This is a genomic window from Methylibium sp. Pch-M (assembly GCF_004136295.1).
Lineage (GTDB): Bacteria > Pseudomonadota > Gammaproteobacteria > Burkholderiales > Burkholderiaceae_C > Methylibium > Methylibium petroleiphilum.
In genome coordinates, this window is sequence record NZ_CP029606.1 from 1,530,121 (window position 1) to 1,548,363 (window position 18,243).

20 protein-coding genes are annotated in these 18,243 nt (G+C 71.5%); 5 read left to right on the forward strand and 15 right to left on the reverse strand.

Annotated elements, in window-relative coordinates; all coding sequences use genetic code 11:
• Nucleotides 1-8 precede the first annotated feature (8 nt).
• From C1M51_RS07290 to C1M51_RS07305, 4 genes are all read right to left on the reverse strand, one after another.
• On the reverse strand, nt 9-596 hold the full coding sequence (locus tag C1M51_RS07290; RefSeq protein ID WP_207207811.1) for an MSMEG_0567/Sll0786 family nitrogen starvation N-acetyltransferase: 588 nt from the start codon (nt 594-596) through the stop codon (nt 9-11).
• Entirely contained in the window at nt 593-1,672 is a 1,080-nt protein-coding gene (locus C1M51_RS07295) for an MSMEG_0568 family radical SAM protein (protein WP_129452119.1), read from the reverse strand. Before C1M51_RS07295 ends, C1M51_RS07290 begins: the two co-directional genes overlap by 4 nt.
• Nucleotides 1,635-2,711: a Nit6803 family nitrilase gene (locus tag C1M51_RS07300; protein WP_129448863.1), complete on the reverse strand. Its 1,077-nt coding sequence runs from the start codon at nt 2,709-2,711 to the stop codon at nt 1,635-1,637. Before C1M51_RS07300 ends, C1M51_RS07295 begins: the two co-directional genes overlap by 38 nt.
• 100 nt (nt 2,712-2,811) lie before the next feature.
• A complete protein-coding gene (locus C1M51_RS07305; RefSeq protein ID WP_011831052.1) occupies nt 2,812-3,294 on the reverse strand; it encodes an MSMEG_0572/Sll0783 family nitrogen starvation response protein in 483 nt (160 codons plus the stop codon).
• A 382-nt stretch (nt 3,295-3,676) separates the two neighbouring features.
• On the opposite strand from C1M51_RS07305, the gene C1M51_RS07310 reads away from it, so the two are divergent.
• Genes C1M51_RS07310 through C1M51_RS07320 form a run of 3 tightly spaced genes read left to right on the forward strand, consistent with a single transcriptional unit; the run spans nt 3,677 to nt 6,513 of the window.
• A complete protein-coding gene (locus tag C1M51_RS07310) occupies nt 3,677-5,074 on the forward strand; it encodes a PLP-dependent aminotransferase family protein (protein WP_207207833.1) in 1,398 nt (465 codons plus the stop codon).
• A gap of 38 nt (nt 5,075-5,112) precedes the next feature.
• Nucleotides 5,113-6,033, forward strand: coding sequence for a YihY/virulence factor BrkB family protein (locus tag C1M51_RS07315; RefSeq protein WP_129448864.1), 921 nt, complete (start codon nt 5,113-5,115; stop codon nt 6,031-6,033).
• 36 nt (nt 6,034-6,069) lie between these two features.
• On the forward strand, nt 6,070-6,513 hold the full coding sequence (locus C1M51_RS07320; RefSeq protein ID WP_129448865.1) for a rhodanese-like domain-containing protein: 444 nt from the start codon (nt 6,070-6,072) through the stop codon (nt 6,511-6,513).
• Nucleotides 6,514-6,544: 31 nt separating this feature from the next.
• On the opposite strand, the gene C1M51_RS07325 is transcribed toward C1M51_RS07320, so the two are convergent.
• The 7 genes from C1M51_RS07325 to C1M51_RS07355 form a co-directional block, all read right to left on the reverse strand.
• Nucleotides 6,545-7,018 (reverse strand): nuclear transport factor 2 family protein, encoded by a 474-nt coding sequence (locus tag C1M51_RS07325; RefSeq protein WP_129448866.1) that lies wholly within the window; start codon nt 7,016-7,018, stop codon nt 6,545-6,547.
• A gap of 71 nt (nt 7,019-7,089) precedes the next feature.
• Complete coding sequence (cynS, locus tag C1M51_RS07330; RefSeq protein WP_129448867.1) at nt 7,090-7,533, reverse strand: cyanase; 444 nt, start codon at nt 7,531-7,533, stop codon at nt 7,090-7,092.
• A gap of 71 nt (nt 7,534-7,604) precedes the next feature.
• A complete protein-coding gene (locus C1M51_RS07335; RefSeq protein ID WP_129448868.1) occupies nt 7,605-8,531 on the reverse strand; it encodes an ABC transporter ATP-binding protein in 927 nt (308 codons plus the stop codon).
• Between the two features lie 138 nt (nt 8,532-8,669).
• Nucleotides 8,670-9,557, reverse strand: coding sequence for a nitrate ABC transporter permease (gene ntrB / locus C1M51_RS07340; RefSeq protein ID WP_129448869.1), 888 nt, complete (start codon nt 9,555-9,557; stop codon nt 8,670-8,672).
• 15 nt (nt 9,558-9,572) lie between these two features.
• Nucleotides 9,573-10,967 carry a CmpA/NrtA family ABC transporter substrate-binding protein gene (locus C1M51_RS07345; protein WP_129448870.1) on the reverse strand — a complete coding sequence of 465 codons (1,395 nt, stop codon included), beginning with the start codon at nt 10,965-10,967 and terminating at the stop codon, nt 9,573-9,575.
• Between the two features lie 106 nt (nt 10,968-11,073).
• Complete coding sequence (locus tag C1M51_RS07350; RefSeq protein ID WP_165349657.1) at nt 11,074-12,072, reverse strand: S1C family serine protease; 999 nt, start codon at nt 12,070-12,072, stop codon at nt 11,074-11,076.
• A gap of 97 nt (nt 12,073-12,169) precedes the next feature.
• Complete coding sequence (locus C1M51_RS07355) at nt 12,170-12,553, reverse strand: TraR/DksA C4-type zinc finger protein (RefSeq protein ID WP_129448872.1); 384 nt, start codon at nt 12,551-12,553, stop codon at nt 12,170-12,172.
• Nucleotides 12,554-12,758: 205 nt separating this feature from the next.
• Here C1M51_RS07355 and C1M51_RS07360 point away from each other — a divergent pair, with 205 nt between their 5' ends.
• Both C1M51_RS07360 and C1M51_RS07365 read left to right on the forward strand, forming a co-directional pair.
• Entirely contained in the window at nt 12,759-13,202 is a 444-nt protein-coding gene (locus C1M51_RS07360) for a universal stress protein (RefSeq protein ID WP_129448873.1), read from the forward strand.
• A gap of 19 nt (nt 13,203-13,221) precedes the next feature.
• Nucleotides 13,222-13,590 (forward strand): TraR/DksA family transcriptional regulator, encoded by a 369-nt coding sequence (locus C1M51_RS07365; RefSeq protein WP_129448874.1) that lies wholly within the window; start codon nt 13,222-13,224, stop codon nt 13,588-13,590.
• Between the two features lie 4 nt (nt 13,591-13,594).
• On the opposite strand, the gene C1M51_RS07370 is transcribed toward C1M51_RS07365, so the two are convergent.
• From C1M51_RS07370 to C1M51_RS07385, 4 genes are all read right to left on the reverse strand, one after another.
• Complete coding sequence (locus C1M51_RS07370) at nt 13,595-14,839, reverse strand: DUF4010 domain-containing protein (RefSeq protein WP_129448875.1); 1,245 nt, start codon at nt 14,837-14,839, stop codon at nt 13,595-13,597.
• Nucleotides 14,836-16,191, reverse strand: a complete 1,356-nt coding sequence (locus tag C1M51_RS07375; RefSeq protein WP_129452121.1) for an MBL fold metallo-hydrolase RNA specificity domain-containing protein — start codon at nt 16,189-16,191, stop codon at nt 14,836-14,838. The genes C1M51_RS07370 and C1M51_RS07375 overlap by 4 nt, the downstream gene beginning before the upstream one ends.
• Nucleotides 16,192-16,328: 137 nt before the next feature.
• Entirely contained in the window at nt 16,329-17,009 is a 681-nt protein-coding gene (locus tag C1M51_RS07380; protein ID WP_036235314.1) for a response regulator transcription factor, read from the reverse strand.
• Complete coding sequence (locus C1M51_RS07385; RefSeq protein ID WP_129448876.1) at nt 17,006-18,238, reverse strand: PAS domain-containing sensor histidine kinase; 1,233 nt, start codon at nt 18,236-18,238, stop codon at nt 17,006-17,008. Before C1M51_RS07385 ends, C1M51_RS07380 begins: the two co-directional genes overlap by 4 nt.
• Nucleotides 18,239-18,243: the final 5 nt, after the last annotated feature.

Genomic DNA, 18,243 nt, shown 5'->3' on the forward strand with positions numbered 1-18,243 from the left:
GGCCCCCGTCAGGCGCGGACCCGGCTCTGCGCCACGTAGCCGGTCAGCGGATCGTGGCAGGGCGGGTACTGCGCCAGATCGGCCTGCATCAGGCCGTGCGGGCGGCCGTGCAGCGTCTCGTCCTTCAGCCACTGCCAGTGCAGCCGCTCGAACAGCGGGCGGTTCTGCGCCTGCACGTGCGCCAGGAAGAGGTGTGCGCCGCGCGCGCGTGCGCTGCTCACCGCCAGCCGGATCAGTGTCGCGCCGAGTCGGCCGTGGCTGCGGAAAGCCGGGTGCACCGCGAGGCGCGAGCCCCACCACACGCCCTCGTCGCCCTCGTCCTGTCCAGGATGGATGCGCACCGTGCCGACCACCTGGTCGCTCATGCCGCCCACACAGGACAGCGCCACCAGCGGCTGCGCATGCGCATCGATCGCGTCGATGTCGTCGCCGCCGCCGAACAGGCCCTGCTCGATGCAGAACACCAGGCGGCGCAGGCGCCGCGCCTCGTTGATCTCCCAGGCACCGTCGGCCCACTTGACGCGGAACTCGCAGGGGGTGAAGGCGGTGGGCAGGTCGCACATCGGCTCGGGGGCCGTGGGAGCGGTGCGCATCATGATTCGTAGACCGACAACGACGAGCACGCGCCGCACTTGCCGCAACCCGCCTTGATGTCGGCCGAGCGCAGCCCGCCGGCGCTGACCAGCGCGCCCAGCGGCTCCAGCACCGAGCGCATGAACTCGGGGCTCGGCGGCGCGTGGTCTTCCAGCGGCGTGCCGCTGATCGGCACGAAGGGCACGACGAAGGGGTAGACGCCCAGCGCCACCAGCTTCTCGGCGATCGCGAGGATGGCCTCGCGCGTGTCGCCCAGGCCGGCCAGGATGTAGGTCGACACCTGGCCACGGCCGAACACGCCGACCGCCGCCTCGAAGCTCTCCAGGTAGCGCTCGACCGGCACCGTGGCCTTGCCCGGCATCAGCTGCTCGCGCAGCGCGGGCGTGACCACCTCCAGGTGCATGCCCAGCGTGTCGATGCCGGCGGCCTGCATGCGCGCGAACCACCGGTCGGTGTCGGGCGGCTCGCACTGCGCCTGGATCGGCAGGTCGACCGCCGCGCGGATCGCGAAGGCGCTGTCGCACAGGATCTGCGCGCCGCGGTCCGGCGTCGGCGGCGTACCGGTGGTCATGACCATGTGCTTCACGCCGTCGAGCAGCACCGCGGCGCGCGCCACCTCGGCCAGTTGCTCGGGCGTCTTGTGCGCCACCGTGCGGCCGGCCGCGAGGCTCTGGCCGATCGCGCAGAACTTGCAGGTCTTGCGCCGGCTCTCGTAGCGGATGCAGGTCTGCAGCACCGTGGTCGCCAGCACGTCGGCGCCGTGCAGCGTGGCGATGTGCGAGTACGGCACGCCGTCGAAGGTCTGCAGCGCGTAGAAGCGCGGCGCCTTCGGGAAGGCGATGCGCGCGATCGGGATGCTGCCGCGCGTCAGCCGGCTCGTGCCGCCGGCGTCGGGCGCCTCGGCGACGAAGGGCGAGGCCCAGGCGCCCTGGGTGTGCACCGGCACCATGATCGTGTGGCCGTCCACCGTCACCGCCTTGTGGTCCGACGGCCCGGCGCCGCCGCGCCGGCTGGCGACGCCGGCGTTCGGCGAGCCGGGCTCAGCCAGCCGCAACCCGAAGGACTGCAGCTCGGTCATCAGCCGGCGGCTCTCCGGCGACAGGGGCGGTGCGATGCTGAGGGGCGGCGTGCTCATGGGCGGAACTCCGGAAGGTCGCGGGAACGGCAGGGGCGATGGCGGCCGCGGTCATCGACGTCGAGGTCGTGGCCGGTCGGTCGTCGATCAGGAGGCTCAGCAGCTCGGGGCGCGCGTAGTGGCCCACCGAGTCCATCATGCGTTTGCGCTTGGCGATCAGCGCCATGTCGAGGTCGGCGACGACGATGCCCTCGCCTTCGGTCAGCGGCGCGCACAGGTCTTTGCCTTCGGGCGAGACGATGGCGGTGTGGCAGCCGCCGCGCAACGCCTTCTGCAGGCCCGGGTCGGGCGTGATGGCCGCGATCTGCGCATCGGTGAGCCAGCCGGTCGCGTTGATCACGAAGCAGCCCGACTCCAGCGCGTGGTGACGGATCGTCACCGCCATCTGGTCGGCGAAGATCTGCCCGACCATCGAGCCGGGGAACTGCGCGCAGTGGATCTCCTCGTGCTGCGTCATCAGCGCGTAGCGGGCCAGCGGGTTGTAGTGCTCCCAGCAGGCCAGCGCGCCGATGCGGCCGACCGCGCTGTCCACCACCTTCAGCCCGGCGCCGTCGCCCTGGCCCCAGACCATGCGCTCGTGGTAGGTCGGTGTGATCTTGCGGCGCTTCAGGATCAGCGCGCCGTCGGCGTCGAACACCAGCTGGGTGTTGTAGAGGCTGCCGTGGTCGCGCTCGTTGACGCCGAGCACGACGACGATGCCGCGCGCGCGGGCCCGCTCGCCGACCGCCTGCGTGACCGGCCCGGGCACCCCCACCGCGTGCTCCATCAGCCGCAGGTGCGGCGCGCCCTGCAGCACCGGCGGCAGCACGAAGGAGAAGTAGGGGTAGTAGGGGACGAACGTCTCGGGGAACACCACGATCCGCGCGCCGCGTCCGGCCGCCTCGTCGATGGCCGCGAGCACGCGCTCGAGCGTGCCCTCGGGCCGCTCGAGGTCGGGCGCGATCTGGACCGCCGCGGCGCGGACGATGCGAGGAGCGCTCATCTCGACGACTCCACTGCGCCGCAACGCGAAGGCGCAGGCCGGGCCACTGGCGTCGCCCCCTCGAGGGGGAGCGGCGCAGCCGCAACGGGGGTGGACGTCATCAAAGTGTCCAGGTGTCGAGAATGAAGGCGTCGGCCTTGCGGTGCAGCAGGATGATGTCCAGCACGTCCAGCGGACTGATCGGGCGGATGCCCTCGATCAGCGCGCCCTCGCCGTGGCCGTACAGCGCCTGCAGCGCGAAGCGGCAGGCGTAGACCTTGCCGCCCTCGGCGATGAACTTGGCGATCTGGTTGTTGAAGTTCTGGTGGCCGGGGAAGGCCTCGTCGCCCAGCGTCGGGAAGCCGCGCTTGACACCCAGCGTCACGCCGGGGCCGTAGAGCAGCACCGAGGTCTCGAAGCCCTTGCGCTGCAGCCGCGTGGCCTGCAGCAGGTTGACGAAGCCGATCGAGCCTTCGAAGGCGACGGTGTGGAAGGTGACCAGGGCCTTCTCGCCCGGGGCGGCCTTCACGTCCTCGAAGACCTTCTCTTCGTAGTCGACGAGGAACTCGCCTTTCTCGTTGGCGGGGCGGGTGACTTTGGGCATGGCGGACTCCGTTGGCGGTTGGCGGTTGACAGGGTCGAAGGAGGAATCAAAGGCGCTGAGCGCAGCCCGTTCTTTGCACGCGGTGTGCCACGGCAGCCCCGCCGCGCAGCCCGGCGATGCGATCAAGGAGCGATCAAGAAGCCGCCGTGCGGTCGCCGTCGCCCCCCTTTTTTTTGAGGGCACGCCGGAGCGTGGCAATGCCCCTTTTCCTCAGGGGGATGCACGCACCGGCGTGAGGCGCCGCGATGCGATCAATGCCTCCGATCAACGGCCTGCGGCGCACCGCGCCTGGGCGCCGTCGCTCGCCGCTGGCAACCCGGTGATGGCACGAACGATGCAATCAATGCCCCATCCCGACCGCCTGCCCTTGCCCTCCAATCCCATGGCCGCCGCCAAACCCATGCAGCACTGGCTGCGCCGACTCGAGGGCAGCGACCGGCCCGCCTACCTGCTGATCGCCGACCTGATCGCCGAGGACCTGCGCACCGGCCGGCTCGGCGCGCAGGAGCGCCTGCCCACGCTGCGCCAGCTGGCCGACAGCCTGCGGCTCAACTACACGACCGTGGCGCGGGCCTACGGCGAGGCCCGCAAGCGCGGGCTGATCGATTCGCGCCCCGGCATGGGCACCTACGTGCGCGGGCGCAGCCCGGCCGTGCCGCTGCGCGGCGGCAGCGGCGCGGAGATGACGATGAACCTGCCGCCGGAGCCCGAGGACCCGGCGCTGGTCGAGCGCCTGCGCGACAGCGCCCGCGAGCTGATGGCCCGCAGCGACCTGTACACGCTGATGCGCTACCAGGACTTCGGCGGCTCGCCCGAGGACAAGGACGCCGCAGTGCAGTGGCTGCGCCACCGTTTGCCGGACGGCAGCGCCGAGCGCGTGCTGGTCTGCCCCGGCATCCACAGCGCGCTGGCCGCGCTGGTGTCGCAGCTGGCGCGGCCGGGCGAGCTGGTGTGCGTGGAGTCGCTCACCTACCCGGGTATCAAGGCGATCGCCACCCAGCTCGGCGTGCAGCTGCACGCGCTGGCGCTCGACGACGAAGGCCCGAGCGCGGCCGACTTCGAACAGGCCTGCAAGACCCTCAAGCCCAGGGCGCTGTACTGCAACCCGACACTGCTGAACCCGACCACGCTCACCACCTCGAAGCGGCGGCGCGAGGCGCTGGCCGACATCGCGCTGCGCTACAGCGTACCGATCATCGAGGACGACGCCTACTCGATGCTGCCGCGCGAGGTGCCGCCGCCGCTGGCGCTGCTGGCGCCGGAGCTCACCTACTACGTCACCGGCTTCAGCAAGTGCCTCGGCGCGGGCCTGCGCACCGCCTACGTCAGCGCACCCAGCGAGCGCCAGGCCCAGCGGCTGGCCGGCGCGCTGCGCGCCACCACGGTGATGGCGTCGCCGGTGACCAATGCGCTGGCCACCCGCTGGGTCGTCGACGGCAGCGCGCAGGCGATGCTGCAGGCGATCCGCAACGAGTCGATCGCCAGGCAGGCGATGGCGGCCCGCCACCTGGCGCGCCACGCGGTGCAGGCGCAGCCGGAGGGCTTCCACCTCTGGCTGCCGCTGTCCTCGTCGTGGAGCACGGTGGAGTTCGCGTCCTACCTGCGCACCCAGGGCGTCGGCGTGGTGGCCAGCGCCGCCTTCTCGACCGACGGCGATCCGCCGGACGCGGTGCGCATCTGCCTCGGCGGCCCGCTGACGCGCGAGGACTGCGACGCCGCGCTGCGGCTGATCGCCGACACGCTGGACCACCCGCTGCATCCGCACGCCACCGTGATGTAGGCCGGGCCGGTGCCCGGGCACGGCGGCACAATGCGCCCATGCCCGAGCTCCTCCGCGACTGGTTCGCCGTCGTCCGCAGCGCGGCCCGCTACTGGCTCGACAGCCAGGCCTTCGTGTACGCCGCGGCGCTGGCTTTCTTCACGGTGTTCTCGATCGCGCCGGTGGTCATCGTCGCGATCGCGGTCATCGGCCTGGTGCTCGGCGAGCAGGCCGCGCAGGGCCAGCTGATGGCGCAGCTCGAGGCCGTGATCGGCGCGCAGGCCGCCGGCTTCGTGCAGTCGGCGGTGGCCGGCGCGCGCTTCGAGCGCAACGGCCTGTGGCCCACGCTGCTGGGCTTCGGGCTGATCCTGCTGGGCGCGACCACGGTATTCGCGCAGCTGCAGAAGTCGCTCAACGCGATCTGGTCGGTCGCGCCCAGCCCCTCACGCAACACGCTGCTGCTGCTGATCAAGAGCCGCGTGCTGTCGCTCACGGTGGTGCTGGCGATCGGCTTCGTGCTGCTGGTCTCGCTGCTGCTCAGCGTGGCGGTGCGTGCGGTGATGGTGTTCGCCGAGGCCTGGCTGCCGGTGCCGGCGTGGACGCTGGGCCTGCTGGACATCGGCCTGTCGCTGGGGGTGGTGACGCTGCTGTTCGCCGCGATGTTCCGCATCCTGCCCGACGTGGTGCTGGCTTGGCGCGACGTGTGGATGGGCGCAGCCGTCACCGCGGGGTTGTTCACGATCGGGCGCTCGCTGATCGCGCTCTACCTCACCCACACCGCCACCGGCTCGGCCTACGGCGCGGCCGGCTCGCTGGTGCTGCTGCTGGTGTGGGTCAACTACTCGTCGCTGATCCTGCTGTTCGGTGCCGCGTTCACGCGCGCCCACCTGGAGGCGCGCGGCCGCCCGATCGTGCCGCGCGCCACCGCCCTGGCCGTGCAGCGCGAACTGGTGCCGCGCCCGCCGTCCGCGCAGGCGTAAGCTGTGGCGCCAGCGCAAGGCCGATCAGGAGGCGCCATGACCCCGACCCCGAGTTCGCACACCCGCATCGCACGGCGCGCGCTGTTGCAGGCGGCGGCCTGCGCCGTGCTGACCCTGCCGGCCGCCACCCGCGCGCAGGCGCTGCCGGCCGCACCGAAGGTCGACCTGGAAACGGCGCGCACCGCCGCGGCCGCCGGCCAGGCCCTGCTGATCGACATCCGCGAACCGGACGAGCACGCCGCGACCGGCATCGCCCCGGGGGCGCTGCGCCTGCCGCTGAGCCAGATCAAGGAGCGGCAGTCCGAGATCCCGCGCGACCCGGCCCGGCCGGTGCTGCTGATCTGCCGCACGCAGAACCGCTCCAGCAAGCTGGCCGCGATGCTGCAGGCGCAGGGCTACACCAACGTGAGCTATGTGGACGGCGGCATGAAGGAATGGACCGGGCGCCACTTCCCGACCGAGGCGCCGCCACCCCGCTGAACGCGCGGCGCCCGCGAGCGACGCCGCCGCGTCAGAGCCCCAGTTCGCTCAAGCCGGCGTGATCGTCGGGGCGCCGTCCGAGCGGCCACTTGAAGAGACGCTGGCCCTCCGCGATCGGCAGGTCGTTGATGCTCGCGTAGCGGCGTGCCATCAGGCCTTGCGGCGTGAACTCCCAGTTCTCGTTGCCGTAGCTGCGGAACCACTGGCCCGAGTCGTCGCGCCATTCGTAGGCGAAGCGCACCGCGATGCGCGGGCCGTCGCAGGCCCACAGCTCCTTGATCAGCCGGTAGTCCAGCTCCTTGGCCCACTTGCGCTGCAGGAAGGCACGCACCTGTTCGCGGCCGAACGGGAACTCGCTTCGGTTGCGCCAGCGCGTGTCCTCGGTGTAGACGCGCACCACCACGTCGGGATCGCGGGTGTTCCAGGCGTCCTCGGCCAGGCGCACCTTCCGGATTGCGCTCTCCACGGTGAAGGGCGGAACGGGCGGTCGGGTCTCGGTGGTCATGAGCGGGGTCTGATGGCAAGGGTGACGGGACGCGCCTTCGTGTGGAGGAGACGCCGCAACGGGGGGAACCCTCAATAGGTCTTGTACGGCAGGAACTTGCCGGACATCGTGATCGACACGCGGTCGCCCTTCGGGTCGGACTCGCGCTGCAGGTCCATCTTGAAGTCGATCGCGCTCATGATGCCGTCGCCGAACTCCTCGTGGATCAGCTCCTTGAAGGTCGTGCCGTACACGCTGACCAGTTCGTAGAAGCGGTAGATCAGCGGGTCGGTGGGCACGGTGGTGGGCAGCGAGCCCTTGTAGGGCACCACCATCAGCCACTTCTGCTCGGCATCGCTGAGGCTGAAGATCTCGCCGACGATGCCGGCCTGCTCCTTGGTCAGCGTCATCTGGCCGAGGCAGGCCGCCGTCGTCCATTCCTTGCTGAGGCCGACCTTGGCGGCGATATCGGACCACTTCAGGCCCTTGGCCACCTTGGTGGCGACGATCTTTTCAGTGACTTCGAGACGGCTCATGGCGTGCTCCGGTGGGGTGGGACAAAGGGAGGGGTGATCGAGGGCGCGCGTGGACGAGTGGATGACGTCGCTCACACCACCCGCTGCAGCGGCACTCGGTTCGGCGAGGCCACGCCGGTGACCAGCGCGGCGGGTTCGGTGTCGGCCTCCGGCGAGGCATCGACGCCCGGATGCACGTCGGGTGGATACGCCGGCGCACGACCGTGCGCCAGGTCCTTCGATCGCGCCACCAGGAAATCGACCAGATGGTTGCGGATGCGGTAGTACTGCGGGTCGTGGTGCAGCGTGGCGCGCTGGCGGTCGCGCGGCATGGTGTTGCGCACGATTTCCGCCACCCGCGCTTGCGGGCCGTTGCTCATCAGCAGGATCTTGTCGGCCAGCAGGATGGCCTCGTCGACGTCGTGCGTGATCATGAAGACGGTCTGGTGCGTCTCGGCGCAGATCTTCAGCAGTTCGTCCTGGATGCTGCCGCGCGTCAGCGCGTCGAGCGCACCGAAGGGTTCGTCGAGCAGCAGCATCTTGGGTTCGATCGCGAAGGCGCGCGCGATGCCCACGCGCTGCTTCATGCCGCCCGACAGGGCCGACGGCTTCTTGTCGATGGCATGCCCCAGGCCGACCATCGTCACGTACTTCTCGACCTGCGCCTCGACCTGCGACGCGGCCCAGTCGGGCCACTTGCTGCGCACTGCGAAGGCGATGTTGCGGCGCACGCTGAGCCAGGGCATCAGCGCATGGCCCTGGAAGACCACGCCACGCTCGAGGCTCGGTCCTGCGACCTCGCGGCCGTCCATGAACACGTGGCCGGCGCTCGCCTGCTCCAGGCCCGCGAGCACGTTGAGGATCGTGGTCTTGCCGCAGCCGCTGTGGCCGACGATGCAGACGAACTCGCCCTTCGCGATGCCGAAGTTGACGCTGTCGAACACCGGTTCGGTGGAGCCGGGGTAGGTCTTGGCCAGGCCCTCGATCTTGAGGAAAGGGGTGGGTGAGTTCATGGGCATGGGCCAGTCTTGGGCGCCGGGCTTGCCGATACCGAGCCGGCAAGGGCGTGGGCAGGGCCGCTGTCGCTGCGCTGGCGAGCAGCACAGTGCAGCGAGGGGCAGTCCGCCGCCCTCGGGCCCCGCACCGAAGCAGCCGCATCAGTCCACATACGTCACCGCCTTCTGCGCCCGCGCGAACAGCAGGTCCAGCAGCATGCCGACCACGCCGATCACCAGGATGGCGAAGATCACGTTGGTGAGCGACAGGTTGTTCCACTCGTTCCACACGAAGTAGCCGATGCCGGTGCCGCCGACCAGCATCTCGGCCGCCACGATCACCAGCCAGGCGATGCCCATGCTGATGCGCATGCCCGTCAGGATGGTGGGCGCCGCCGCCGGGAGGATCACCTCGAAGGCCTTGCGCAACGGGCTCACCTCCAGCGTCCTGGCCACGTTGAGCCATTCGCGCCGCACGCCGGCCACGCCGAAGGCGGTGTTGATCAACATCGGCCAGACCGAGCAGATGAAGATCACGAAGATGCCGCTGATCGACGAGTCCTTGATGGTGTAGAGCGCCAGCGGCATCCAGGCCAGCGGCGAGATCGGCTTGAGCACCTGGATGAACGGATCGAGCGCTCGGTAGACCAGCGGGCTCATGCCGATCAGGAAGCCCAGCGGGATCGCGACCAGGGCCGCCAGCGCGAAGCCCAGCCCCACCCGCCCCAGCGAATAGGCGAGCTGCAGGCCGATCCCCTTGTCGTTCGGGCCGTTGTCGTAGAACGGGCGCGACAGGTGCTCGACCACCTTGCTGCCGAGCTGGGCCGGTGTCGGGAAGCCGGAGCGGCCGGCGGTCGGGCCGGCCTCGGCCCCCGGCTCCTTGCCGAGCAGGCGGGCGTACTCGATCTGTTCCGGCGTCATCGTCGCAGCCGGCGCCGCCGCACTGCCCGCCGCCGGCCGCGTGGCGAGCTGCCACACGGTCAGCAGCAGCACGAGGATCAGCGCAGACAGCAGGCCGGCGCGCAGGTCGAGCGAACGGGTTCCGTTCATGGCCGTCCGATCCGCTCAGGTGCGCTTGATCGCGAAGCTGCCGAGGTAGGGCTCGGGCTGCTCGGGGTCGAACACCTTGCCCATGATGGTGAACTTCGGGTACGCGCCGTCGGGCACCTTCTGGTCGAGCTGCTTCATCGTCTTCCTGGCGTCGGTCAGCAGGAACACCTTCTCGGCGATCTGCCGGTAGTTCACGTCGCCCTTCACGTAGCCCCAGCGCTTCATCTGCGTGAGCATCCACACGGCCATGCTCTGCCAGGGGATGGGGTCGAAGTCGGCGCGGTCGGGCACGTTCCTCACGTTGCCCAGGCCGTCGGCGAACCGGCCGGTCAGCACCTGCGCCACCACCGTCTCGGGCTGGTTCAGGTAGGCCTGCGGCGAGATCACCTTGGCGATCAGCTCGCGGTTCTCGGGCTTGCGCGCCATCGCCGCGGCGGTGAGCACCGCGCGGTAGAGCGCCGCGAAGGTGTTGGGGTTCTGCTGGATGAACTCGGTGCTGGTGCCGAAGGCGCAGCACGGATGGCCGTTCCACAGGTCCTTGGTCAGCAGGTGCAGGAAACCCACCTCCTCGAACACCGCGCGCTGGTTGAACGGGTCCGGGCCGAGGTAGCCGTCGATGTTGCCGGCGCGCAAGTTGGCCACCATCTCCGGCGGCGGCACCACGCGGATCTGGATGTCGCGGTCCGGGTCCAGCCCGGCCTCGGCCACGTAGTAGCGCAGCAGGAAGTTGTGCATCGAGTACTCGAACGGCACCGCGAACTTGAAGCCCTTCCAGTCCTTCGGGTCGCGCCTGTCCTTGTGCTTGACGTGCAGCGTGATCGCCTGGCCGTTGGTGTTCTGGATCGTCGCCACGTTCATCGGCGTGGCGTTGGAACCCACGCCCATGCTGATGGCCAGCGGCATCGGGCTCAGGAAGTGCGTGGCGTCGTACTCCTTGTTGAGCATCTTGTCGCGGATCAGCGCCCAGCCGGCCGTCTTGACCACCTGCACGTTGAGGCCCTGCTTCGAATAGAAGCCCAGCGGGTGGGCCATGATCAGCGGCGTGGCGCAGGTGATCGGGATGAAGCCGATCTTCAGGTCCTTCTTCTCGGGCACCGCGGCGGCCTGCGCCAGGGCCTGCAGCGGGGCGATCGGCAGCACGCTGGCAATGGCCGCCATCGCCGTGCCCTTGCCCACCGCGCGCAGGAAGCGGCGCCGCACCGCGTCCTGCGGGAACAGCGCCTTCACCAGCGTGGCCTCGACGAAGGCATTCGAGTCGGCCTCGAAGTCGGCCGTCTCGCTGCGGCGGCGCAGCTCGGTGCTGGCGTCGTCGGCCGCGTGCTCGGCGGCAGAGCCGTGGCGGCCGCAGCTGCACCGCATCAGCAGCGGCCGGTCGGCATCGTACGGGTCGATATCGCGCGCATCACTCATCGGGCACCCCTTGCGTTGTGGCTCGGGATCGATGCTAGGGACGGCGCGTTCCACGCGCGATCGTGCGCGGCGGCGATGTTTTGTAGGGGAGGCCCTACACGGCAGCCTACTGCAGGCGCAGCTCCAGGTAGGCCTGCCCGCGGAACACGGTCAGCGTCGTGCCGCTGACCGAGCGCCAGGCCAGCAGCGCCCGCGCCAGGTCGCCGCTGTGGCCGATGGGACGGCCGTTCATGCCGACGATGATGTCGCCCGCCTGCAGGCCGATGCGCTCGGCCAGCGAGTCCGGCCCGACCTCGCCGACGCGCGCCCCGGACGCATAGGCCCGGCGTGCGTCCAGCGCGACGAAGGGCGCCACGTCGTCGAACTCGGCGCCCAGCCGAGGCCGGGCAACGTGACCCTGGTCGCGCAGCTCGCCGACGATCTGCATCACGATCTCGATCGGGATCGACAGGCTCACGCCGCCGGAGCCCTCGGAGCCGACGACGGTGCGGGTGTTCATGCCGACGATCGCGCCGCTGCCGTCGAGCAGCGGTCCGCCCGAATTGCCCGGGTTGAGGGCGAGGTCGCTCTGGATGAACAGCAGCTCCTGGTCCTCCGCGAAATGACGGTCGGTCCCCCCGACGATGCCGGCCACCACCGACCGGTTCAGTCCGTAGGGCTCACCCACCGCCAGCACCCAGTCGCCCGGCCGCAGCGCCGCCGAACGGCCCTGCGGCGGCGGCTCCGGGAGCACGAGCGGCACACGCAGCAGCGCGATGTCGGCCATCTCGTCCTCGCCCACCAGCGTGGCGGCGACGATGCGCCGGTCGGGCAGCCGCACCGCGATGCGCTGGCTGCCGGCCACCGCATGCGAGGCCGTGACGATCAGGCCCTCGGCGCCGGAGATCACGAAACCGGCGCCGATGCGGTCGGCCACGCGTCCCGCGCCGACGCGGCGCCGGACCTCGGGCGTCTGCAGTTCGGCGGCCGAATACTCCAGGCCGACACCGAACACGCCCACCGCCGCCGACAGGCCCTGCCGCAGGGCCGGCGCGAAGCTCGCCGGCGGCAGGCGCGGCGGGTCCGCATCGGGCGCCTTCGGGTGGGCACACGACGTCAGCAGCACTGACGCACCGGCCGCGGCAAGCGCCGCCGCGCCCGCCGTGCGGCGCCAGCGGGCCTTCGCGCCGCTCACCCGGCCCGAGGCCGCGGACCGCGGCTGTTCATGAACAGGCCGCACGCCCGGCATGGTGCTCGTGCTCGCAATCCTCGCAGCGGCCGGCGTGTGGCCGCTCGATCAGGCGCGCCGGCTCGATCGGTGCGCCGCATTCGACGCAATGGCCATAGCGCCCGGTCTCGAACCGGGCAAGCGCCGCGCGCACCTCGCCGAGCACGACCGCGTCGGGCCGCAGCGCGGCGGATGCGGTGATGGCCGCACGATCGCACAGGCGGGTGGTGATCGTCTCGGCCATGTCCACCAGACGGCGCTCCAGGTCGATCAAGCGGTGCCGCAACAGGCTGCGGGTCGGTTCCTGGAGCCCGGCGGGGCCGACGCCGCGAGGCGCGCCGGAGCCCACCGTCCGAAGAGTCGTCAGCGTCGGGCGCATGGAGTACCTCCGATTCCTTGCTCGCGCTCCGTGCGCGTCCGGAACACTCTAGCCAGCCCCCCGCGCCGTGGCTTGCGCTGCATCAAGCACGCCGACCGAGGGACCCCGCGCCCGCGGGCTCTGCACTTGATCCTGGACAAGTCCGGGCGCCGTCGCGGCTCCTAGACTGGAATGAATGGCGGGCTTCCGATCGAGGCACCTTCTCATGTTCAAGCACCTTCTGGTTCCCGTCGACGGCAGCGCGCTGTCGGAACGCGCGATGCAGGCGAGCATCGACTTCGCCCGCCAGCTCGGCGCGTCGATCACCGCGTTCATCGCCGAGCCGCCGACACCCCCCGCGGGTTCGACCCACAGCGCGGCCCGCTACCTGCGCGACCTGGAGACCCACGCCCAGGTCGCGGCCGAGCACGCGCGCGGCGTGCTGTCGGCGTTCGAGCGGCGCGCCAGCGACGCCGGCATTCCGTTCGAAGGCTGCTTCGCGCAGGCCCACGAGATCGACGCCGCCATTGCGGACGCCGCACGCCAGCGCGGCTGCGATCTGATCGTGATGGTGACGCACGGTCGCGGACTGTTCGGCGAGTGGCTGTTCGGCTCGCAGACCCGGGGCGTGATGGTGCGCAGCAATCTGCCGCTGCTGATGCTGCATTGAAATCTCGAGGGCCCTCCGCATGAACACCCGACCCTGCGCGGACCTCCGCGACGACCTGCTGGCCCGCGAGGCCCGGCTGCGCGACGAGCTGCGGGCCCACCGCGCCCGGCTGCTCGAGCCCGCGGCGGCCACCGGCAACACCTTCGTCGCCGGCAGCGAAGGCGCGGCGGCCGACGCCGAAGACGAGCTCGACATCACGCTGATCAGCCACTGGCAGCGCGAGCTCGACGAGGTGAGCGCCGCGCTGCAGCGGCTGAACACCGGCAGCTACGGTCACTGCGAGCGCTGCGGCGAGCCGATCGGTCTGCCGCGGCTTCGTGCGCTGCCCGAGGCCCGCCACTGCCTGGACTGCCAGCAGCAGGCCGACCGCGCGGTCCATCGCACCTGACGGCTCACCACCACGCGACGCTCCAGGCGAGCGTCAGGCTGACGGTCAACGCCAGCCCGACGCGCAGTGCGTAGGCACGACCTCCGGCCACCATCGCCACACCGCAGCGCGTCACCGTGTTGGCGCTGACGGCGAGCAGAACGCCGTGCAGCAGGGCCGCGGTCGGCAGTTCGCCCGCCGCGTGCAGCGCGGCCAGCGATGCGATCGGCGCATGCGCATCGACCAGCGCGGCGAGCACCACGCTCAGCTCCAGTCCGACATCGCCGTAGTGACGTTGCGCATTGCCCACCAGCAGCGCGACCAGGCCGAGCGTCAGTGCCACCGCGAGAGCTTCCCGCGGTCGCAGCGCGCTGCGCGGCGGGCCCGCCGGGGGTGCGTGCACCACCCCGGCCGTGCGCAACGACACCAGCCCGACCGCCAACGCGCCCGCCGCACCGGCCAGCGCCGGCAGCAGCAGCGCCGCCGCGGCCGGTGGCGACAGCAGGACGCTGATCAGCAATGCCTGCAGCCAGGTGGCCACACCCGACAACACCGCCCCACCCGCCAGCAGCGCCGCCTGCTCGGGCCGCTCGCGCGCCCGGCCCCCGAGCGAGGCCACCGTGGCGGTGCTCGACACGAAGCCCGACACCAGCCCGGCCGCCAGCACGCCGCCACGCGGTCCCAGGGCACGCAGCGCCACCTGACCTGCCGCCTGCATCGCCAGGATCAGCAGCACCAGGGCGGCGAGCGGGCGGGGATCGATCCCTCCCAGGGCATCGAGCGGTCGCGCCGGGATCAGGGGCAGCACGATGAGCGCCAGCGCGGTCAGCAGCAGCCCATCGTGCAGCTCCTGTTCGCTGAGCAGCTCGGTTGCGAAGCGGTGCAGGCGTTCACGTGCCGCCAGCAGCACCGCCAGCCCCGCACCGCAGGCCGCCCCTAGGGCCGGCGAGAGGACCGACTGCACGCCGATCAGGTAGGTGGTGAACAGCGCCAGCTCGGTCGTCAGACCGGGATCGCGCGAACGGCTCTTCGCGTGCGACAGCGCGGCCAGCCCGGCCACCAGCAGGGCGCCGACGATCACCAGCCCCGGCACCGGCACCCACTGCGCCAGGCCGCCGGTGGCGGCCGCGACGGCAAAGCTGCGCAGGCCCGCGGCTTCGCGGTCCCGACCGCGGCCCTTGCGGCGCTCGCGCTCGATGCCGATCAGCAGGCCGGCACCGAGGGCCACCGCGAGGCCGAGGGCACCGTCCGGCAGCGTGACCCCGCTCACAGGTCCAGCGCCGCGCCGTGTTCCGGCACCGACACGCGCCAGCCCAGCTCGTCCTGGATGCGCAGCCGCAGCATGTCGGCCGCCGCCGGCTCGCCGTGGACGACGAAGCAGCGCTCGGGCGGCGCCTCGAAGCCGCGCAGCCAGTCCATCAGCCCGTCGGCGTCGGCATGGCCGGAGAAGCCTTCGAGGTGGCTGACGCCGGCCTTCACCGCGACGTACTCGCCGTGGATCTTGACTTCGCGCGCGCCGCCCACCAGCGCCGCGCCGCGCGTGCCGCCGACCTGGAAGCCGGGGAACACGATGTGGTTGCGCGGGTTGGGCGCCAGCGCCTTCAGGTGGTGCAGCACGCGCCCGCCGGTGGCCATGCCGCTGGCCGAGATGATGACCTTGGGCCAGCGCTGGCGCGTCAGGCGCTCGGACGCCTCGGGCCCGGCGACCAGCGTCACGTCGTCGGTCAGCGTGGCGGCCTCGCGCGGCGTGATGCGCAGCAGCTTGCGGTGGCGCTGGTACAGCGCGGTCGCGGTGCTCGCCATCGGGCTGTCCAGGAATAGCGGCAGGTCGGCCGGGATCTCGCCGGCCGCCTTGAGCCGCTGCAGCACCAGCAGCAGGGCCTGCGCGCGGCCGACGGCGAACGACGGCAGCAGCACGCTGCCGCCGCGCCGCACCGTGGCGCGCACGATCTCGCCCAGATGCGCCTGCACGTCGTCTCGCGGATGGCGGCGGTTGCCGTAGGTCGACTCGATCAGCAGCACATCGGCCTGCGCCACGCGGCCCGGCGCGGGCATCAGCAGGTCGTCGCCGCGACCGAGATCGCCCGAGAACACCAGCGTGCGGCCGTTCGCGCGCACGCTCACCGACATCGCCCCCAGCAGGTGGCCGGCGGGGGTGAACTCGATGCGGGCGTCGCCGACGCGCACCCCGCGCCCGGCCACGGCCACGCCGATGCGGGCGATGGCGCGCTTGGCGTCGGCCACGCCGTACAGCGGCAGGGCCGGCGCATGGCGCGACCAGCCGCCGCGGTTGGCGCGGCGTGCGTCCTCCTCCTGCAGGTGGGCGCTGTCGAGCAGCAGCACCTCGGCGAGGTCGCGCGTGGCGGCGGAGGCGTACACCGGGCCCTTGAAGCCCTGCTTCACCAGCACCGGCAGCCAACCGCAGTGGTCGAGGTGGGCGTGGCTCAGCACCACCGCGTCGATCTGCGCCGGCGCCGCCGCCAGCGGCGCCCAGTTGCGCTCACGCAGCGTCTTGTAGCCCTGGAACAGGCCGCAGTCGAGCAGCACGCGCGCGCCGCCCATCTCGACCAGGTGCTTCGAGCCGGTGACGGTGTCGGCGGCGCCGAGGAAGGTGAGCTTCATGCGCGTCGGTGGCCCGCGGGCCAGTGCATCGGACACGCCGCACTCTCGCACAGCCGGCGCGCAACGGCGCCGCGACTCGCCGGCGGCTGACCTGGATCAAGCGCACGCTCCGTCGCCGGCCGCTCGGCCGCGCGCCGTCAGACCTGCATCAGCTCCTGCCGCACTGCATACAACGCCAGCTCCACGTCGTTGCGCACCCCGGTCTTCTCGAGGATGCGGGCGCGGTAGGTGCTCACCGTGTTGGACGACAGCACCAGCTGCTCGGCGATCTCGCCGACGCTCTTGCCGGCCGCGAGCAGGCCGAACACCTGGTACTCGCGGTGCGACAGGCGCTCGTGCAGCGGGGCCTCGTCGTCGCCGACGCCGCCCTTCCTGCTGCCGATGCCGGCCCCCACCGCGCCCGCCAGCTGCTCGGCGACGCTGGGGGTGATGAAGAGCTTGCCCTGCGCCACCCGGCGGATGGCATCGATCATCTGCTCGCTGTCGGCGCTCTTGTTCAGGTAGCCGGCCGCGCCGAGCTTGAGGCTGCGCACCGCGTACTGCCGGTCGGGATAGGTGCTGAGCATCAGCACCGGCAACCTGGGGAACTCGGCCTTCAGCGACTTCAGCACGTCGAGTCCGTCGCGCTGTGGCATCGCGATGTCGAGCAGCACCACGTCGGGCGGCGTGCCGGCGGCGGCGCCGGCGCGCACCAGGGCCATCGCGTCGGGGCCGTTGCCGGCCTCGCCGGCCAGCGCGATGTCCCCGGCGTCGGCCAGGATCTGTTTGATGCCCTGGCGCACGATCACGTGGTCGTCGCAGATGACGACGCGGATCATGGCCGCTCCTCCGGCGCGAGCGGCATCACCAGCCGCACCAGCGTGCCCTGGCCGGGCGCACTGTCGATCGTGAGGCGCCCGCCGAAATGCGCCGCGCGCTCGCGCATGCCCATCACGCCGTAGCTGCGCGGATCGTTCAGCGCCTCGGGGGTGGTGCCGACGCCATCGTCGCGCACATCGAGGTAGAGCACCGGCTCGGGCGGCGCATCGACCACGATGCGGATGCCGACACGACGCGCCTTCGCGTGCCGCGCGATGTTCGACAGCAGCTCCTGGAAGATGCGGAACACCGCGATCGCCGACCCGCCCTCGGGCGGCGCGACGCCGGCGGCCACGTGCACCTGGATGTCGGCCTCCAGCTCGGCGCTCTCCAGCCACTCCTGGGCCTGCCACTCCAGCGCGGCCCACAGGCCCTGGTGATCGAGGATGCTGGGCCGCAGGTCGGTGATGATGCGGCCGACCTTGTCGACCGCGGTGTCGATCAACGCGCCCATCCCTTCGCACTTGGCGGCCAGCGGCGTGCGGTCGGCGACACGTTTCTCGAGCCAGTTGACATCCATCTTGAGCGCCACCAGCAGCGAGCCGAGCTCGTCGTGGATCTCGCGCGCGATGCGGGTGCGCTCCTCTTCGCGCACCGTCTCCAGGTAGGCCGAGAGCCGACGCCGCTGCGCGAGCGCGTCGCTGAGCGCGCGGGTGCGCTCGGCGACACGCTGCTCCAGCCGGTCGTTGGTGCGTTCGAGCTCGCGCTTGGCGCGCACCAGCTGCTCCTCGGCCTGCTTGCGCGCGGTGATGTCGACGAAGGTGACCACCGCACCCACCACCGCGCCGGCCTCGACGATGGGATAGGACGAGTACTCGGCCTGAAAGGAGCTGCCGTCGGCGCGCCACAGCACCTCATGGTCGATGCGGCACGGCAGCCCGCGGCGGAAGGCATTGAAGATCGGACAGTCCGCCTCGGCGTAATGCGCACCGTTGCCGTGCGAGTGGTGGATCAGCGCATGCATGTTGCGGCCGAGCACCTCTTCGGTGCAGTAGCCCAGACCCTGGGCGGCGGCGCGGTTCATGAAAGTGCAGCAGCCGTCGATGTCGATGCCGAAGATGCCGTCCCCGGTCGATTCGAGCAGCAGCGTGAGACGGTCCTGCCACGGCGTGCCGTCGTGGCGCGGCACGGCCCGAGGCGCCGCCGAGGCGGGCGGCAGGGCGGCAGGGTCGGGCGAACAGACGTGCATGCTCG

Bases quoted from the DNA above. Each gene is read 5' to 3' on its own strand.
- C1M51_RS07290 (WP_207207811.1), bottom strand. From the start codon at position 596: ATGATGCGCACCGCTCCCACGGCCCCCGAGCCGATGTGCGACCTGCCC.
- C1M51_RS07295 (WP_129452119.1), bottom strand. From the start codon at position 1,672: ATGACCGAGCTGCAGTCCTTCGGGTTGCGGCTGGCTGAGCCCGGCTCG.
- C1M51_RS07300 (WP_129448863.1), bottom strand. From the start codon at position 2,711: ATGAGCGCTCCTCGCATCGTCCGCGCCGCGGCGGTCCAGATCGCGCCC.
- C1M51_RS07305 (WP_011831052.1), bottom strand. From the start codon at position 3,294: ATGCCCAAAGTCACCCGCCCCGCCAACGAGAAAGGCGAGTTCCTCGTC.
- C1M51_RS07310 (WP_207207833.1), top strand. From the start codon at position 3,677: ATGGCCGCCGCCAAACCCATGCAGCACTGGCTGCGCCGACTCGAGGGC.
- C1M51_RS07315 (WP_129448864.1), top strand. From the start codon at position 5,113: ATGCCCGAGCTCCTCCGCGACTGGTTCGCCGTCGTCCGCAGCGCGGCC.
- C1M51_RS07320 (WP_129448865.1), top strand. From the start codon at position 6,070: ATGACCCCGACCCCGAGTTCGCACACCCGCATCGCACGGCGCGCGCTG.
- C1M51_RS07325 (WP_129448866.1), bottom strand. From the start codon at position 7,018: ATGACCACCGAGACCCGACCGCCCGTTCCGCCCTTCACCGTGGAGAGC.
- cynS (WP_129448867.1), bottom strand. From the start codon at position 7,533: ATGAGCCGTCTCGAAGTCACTGAAAAGATCGTCGCCACCAAGGTGGCC.
- C1M51_RS07335 (WP_129448868.1), bottom strand. From the start codon at position 8,531: ATGCCCATGAACTCACCCACCCCTTTCCTCAAGATCGAGGGCCTGGCC.
- ntrB (WP_129448869.1), bottom strand. From the start codon at position 9,557: ATGAACGGAACCCGTTCGCTCGACCTGCGCGCCGGCCTGCTGTCTGCG.
- C1M51_RS07345 (WP_129448870.1), bottom strand. From the start codon at position 10,967: ATGAGTGATGCGCGCGATATCGACCCGTACGATGCCGACCGGCCGCTG.
- C1M51_RS07355 (WP_129448872.1), bottom strand. From the start codon at position 12,553: ATGCGCCCGACGCTGACGACTCTTCGGACGGTGGGCTCCGGCGCGCCT.
- C1M51_RS07360 (WP_129448873.1), top strand. From the start codon at position 12,759: ATGTTCAAGCACCTTCTGGTTCCCGTCGACGGCAGCGCGCTGTCGGAA.
- C1M51_RS07365 (WP_129448874.1), top strand. From the start codon at position 13,222: ATGAACACCCGACCCTGCGCGGACCTCCGCGACGACCTGCTGGCCCGC.
- C1M51_RS07375 (WP_129452121.1), bottom strand. From the start codon at position 16,191: ATGAAGCTCACCTTCCTCGGCGCCGCCGACACCGTCACCGGCTCGAAG.
- C1M51_RS07380 (WP_036235314.1), bottom strand. From the start codon at position 17,009: ATGATCCGCGTCGTCATCTGCGACGACCACGTGATCGTGCGCCAGGGC.
- C1M51_RS07385 (WP_129448876.1), bottom strand. From the start codon at position 18,238: ATGCACGTCTGTTCGCCCGACCCTGCCGCCCTGCCGCCCGCCTCGGCG.